Below are 3,922 nucleotides of genomic sequence, written 5' to 3'. Positions count from 1 at the left end.
TTTGATCGTGCTAGCAACTTGGGAAACCATGAAGCCACCGAGACCCCAGGCTGTATAGGCGATACCATAATTGGTTGCAAGGTTCTTGGGTCCATAAAAAACTTTCATCAATGCAGGGAATACGGCCAGGTTAGCACCATAATTGGCACCGATCAAAGCAACGAAGACGAGCAAAACAGGGGGATTAGCGAGAACACTATTTGCACCCATAAAGAATAAAGCACTGATCAGTACTGCCTGTGCAAGGAATGCAATGATAAGCACATTCGTGCGACCAATTTTGTCGGAGAGCATCCCGTATAAAACACGGCCGCCACCATTGCCGATCGCTAGGGCAGAAACAGCGATAGCTGTCAGCGCAGGGAGGCCGATCTGATCCTTGACGATAGATGCAAGATTTCCGATGATCATCAGCCCAGCACCACTGCCAAAGGCAAAAGCGACCCAGATGACGTAGAATTGCCAGGTGCGGGTGGTTTCACGCACGGTGAAGTCAATCAAGGGGATTTTGGCAGTTGTTTCTACTGTGTCCTCTTCTTCAAGGACAAAATCTTTGGGCGGGAATTTGATGAACTGAGCAAAGCTAACAACAACAACGAGCATACCGATGCCGAGATAGAGCATGGTTGTTTGCAAACCAAGCGATTCCATCAATGCGCGAGCCAGGGGGGCCACCCAGGCACTGCCCATCCCGAAACCAGCAACGACGATTCCTGAAATTAATCCTGTTTTAGAGGTGGGGAACCATTTGAGTGCAGCAGGACCAGCTGAGCCATAGACAAAGCCGATTCCGGAGCCCAAGAGGACGCCAAAAGCGAGGGTGAAGATCCAAGGGGAACTAGAGAAACTGGAAATGATCACGCCGAGACCAGCCATCACGCCACCAGCGCTAACAATTGCGCGTGGGCCAAAACGGTGCAACAAGCGGGCGCCGACGAAGGTCATGACTGAAAAGACTACGCAGGCTACAGCATAGGGTAGAGATTGTTGTGTTTCTGTCCAACCCCATTCGATGGGAATGTTGGCTTTAAAGATGCTCCATGCGTAAAGAACGCCTAAAGCCAGCAGGGCGCCAGTCCCTGCGAAGGTGACCATCCAACCCTTATTTTTCACAGTGTGTGTGTTTTGCATAATCTTTTGAAACTCCTCTTGGATACAATTTTTCTGACAACTTTGAAGGCGAAATTATACGAAGTTGTCAGACAACTGTCAAGGAGTTGTCTGACAACTTGAACAGACAAGCGGCTGGAGTGAGAAGGGTTTCCAGACCGAATAGAAATTGAAGGATTTGGGGTAGAATTGAAAAACCCCTCGATTCTTTCAATGGAATCGAGGGGTTTTGTGTATAATCATATAAATATTTCATAAGTAAAGTTGATTTATTCATATTTGCGTGTCTTGGGATAATGGTAACGAGGAATTAACAATGAGGAAATCCAAATCAACAAAAATTCTTGTACAATCCCGGGGTAAGCGGTTTCTGCTATTGATTACTCTGTTCCTGACGGGCTTCACCTCACTGGCTTATGAATTGATTTGGACCAGAAAACTGTCCCTGGTTTTCGGCGCGAATGCCCTTGCGGTCAGCACTGTGCTCAGTATATTTTTGGCTGGTTTAGCATGGGGTAGTTTTTATGGTGGAAAATTAATTGAAAAATCCAAAAACCCTTATAAATTCCTCGGTATTGTTGAAATCCTTATAGGGGCAGGATGTTTGCTGACCCTGATCCTGATTGATGGTATCAAATTCGCATATCTAAGTCTCTTTACATACTTTGGTGGAAACTTAATTCTTGTAAACCTGGTCCATTTTCTAATTAGTGCAGTGATTCTGATTGTCCCCACATTTTTAATTGGTGTCGTATTTCCTGTAGCTGTGAAATTATATTATCAGGAATCCAATGATATCGGGGATAGCGTCAGCTGGGTCTATATGGCCGATACTGTCGGGGGAGCAATAGGGTTATTAGCAACTGGACTGGTATTGATTTGGAAGATGGGTTTTTGGAATACTTCGCTGTGGTCCTCAATAGTGAACATCACCCTGGGTATCTCCATATTAGCTTTGTTGAGGGCCAATTTATTGGCGCCACAACAACAATCTCCTCAGAAGAGCAGGAAAAAGAAAAAAGGAAACCGGAAGGAAAATCGTCAGGAAATAAACGAGCCCCGGAAAACATCAGGCAAGCTTGTCCTCGCACTTTTCTTCTTCTCAGGATTCGCAGCCTTAATCTTAGAAAATGTTTGGATTCGTTATTTTGAAATGATCTACGGTAACAATATGATCTCATTTTCTCTTGTTGTTGCTTCTTTTCTGATTGGTCTCGGTCTCGGAAGTTTTGCAGCAAAATATCTCACTCGTTCAGTAAAGAATAAAATCTTTTTATTCTCTATGATTGAAATGGGTATCGGGCTTTCAAGTTTATTACTTATGCTGATGTTCCCTTATATCGAGAATATATACCTGTCTATCTTTTTCGATGTGGACAATTACAATGAGTTTCTCATTCTGTTGGGCCTTTTAGTATTTTTTATGTTGCTTATCCCCACACTATTAATGGGCATGACACTTCCGGTAATTAGTGAAATATACACAAATGGGAAAACGATAGGTTCGGATATTGGCAGGTTGTACTCATTTAATTCTTTCGGTTCCATATTAGGTTCCTTTTTGTCAGGATTTGTGTTCTTCTATTTATTTGGCCTCCAGAATACCGCAATTATGGCAGCCCTGATTTATATTCTAATAGCCTTTATTTTTATTTTTTTCTATGAAAAATCCAGATTGAAGACCTTTCTGACTGTTTTTGTTAATTTATTATTCCTTATTTTAGTGTTGTACGAGTTTTATTATCAGCCCGAATACCTTTATATTGGTGCCTATTACCATGGGACCCAATTTGACAATCCCTCCGATTTTTATCGTACAAAAGAAGAGTACGAAGTTTTGTTTGAAAAACAAAGCCCGTATTCATTTGTTAGCGTTGTTTCAGCAAGAGGAAATACGTTACTCAAAATAAACGGCAGAACAGAGGGGTCAACATATAATATTGTTCAAAATATGCTGGCAAACCTGCCTCTCTTATTCCATCCATCCCCGGATGAAGTTGCCAGTATTGGTCATGGTGGTGGTTATACCTTAAACACGATCACAAAATATTCTGCCGTAAAAACTATTGACAATATTGAGATCGACCAGGTAATTATTGAAGCGGATCAATATATTCAAGACAATGGGAGACCATTATCTGACCCAAGAGTTAATCTGATCGTCGCTGATGCCAGAAATTATCTTTATACCAATCCCAAAAAATACGATGTGATCATTTCCGAGCCATCGCATATTTGGGCATCATCTCCTTTGTTTACCAAAGAATTTTTCGAGATCATAGATAATAGTTTGGCAGAGGGAGGAATTTATACAATTTGGCTGCCTGCTTATGAAATGAAGGGATACGATTTTGGCGTCATTATCGAAACAATAAAATCCGTTTTTCCAAATATAAAAGCATTTGATTATAGGGGTGTAATGATCATACTTGCCTCGCACCATCAGATCGACATAGCTGAGGATCTTAATCTAACCCACCTTGAAGATAGTGAGGTAATAAAAGAGTTGGGTATAGTCAAAGAACTGGATGGTGAGGAAAATATGGATCTCCCCGCATTTATAAAAAAACACCATTTTTCCGAGATCGAAGAATTTGTCCAGGATCAGATTGGAGAAGTAAATCAGCTCAACACCGATGATCTTCCGATTCTGGAGTACTCAACCCTAAAGAACCTATATCGCAAATTCAACATTGAAGGGACTCCTTAGAAATTGCGATTCAAATTCCATAAAAAATGGCCATGAGGAATTTTATGAAAAATTCGGATATAGTAAAAGCGCCTTTTCAGTCTCGCGGAAAAAGGTTCTTGC

General features: G+C 41.6%; 2 protein-coding genes. One reads left to right on the top strand and one right to left on the bottom strand.

Features of this window, described 5'->3' with window-relative positions:
* Positions 1 to 1,131, bottom strand: a 1,131-nt coding sequence (locus AC3DOM_RS12640) for an L-lactate MFS transporter (protein ID WP_487919407.1), incomplete at its 3' end; no start/stop codon positions are given.
* 475 nt (positions 1,132 to 1,606) lie between these two features.
* Here AC3DOM_RS12640 and AC3DOM_RS12635 point away from each other — a divergent pair.
* Complete coding sequence (locus AC3DOM_RS12635; RefSeq protein WP_487919406.1) at positions 1,607 to 3,820, top strand: spermidine synthase; 2,214 nt, start codon at positions 1,607 to 1,609, stop codon at positions 3,818 to 3,820.
* Positions 3,821 to 3,922: the final 102 nt, after the last annotated feature.

The organism is Candidatus Desulfolinea nitratireducens, from assembly GCF_982879505.1.
The sequence above is the reverse complement of the archived record's forward strand: the minus strand, read 5'-3'. Positions and strand labels throughout refer to the sequence as shown.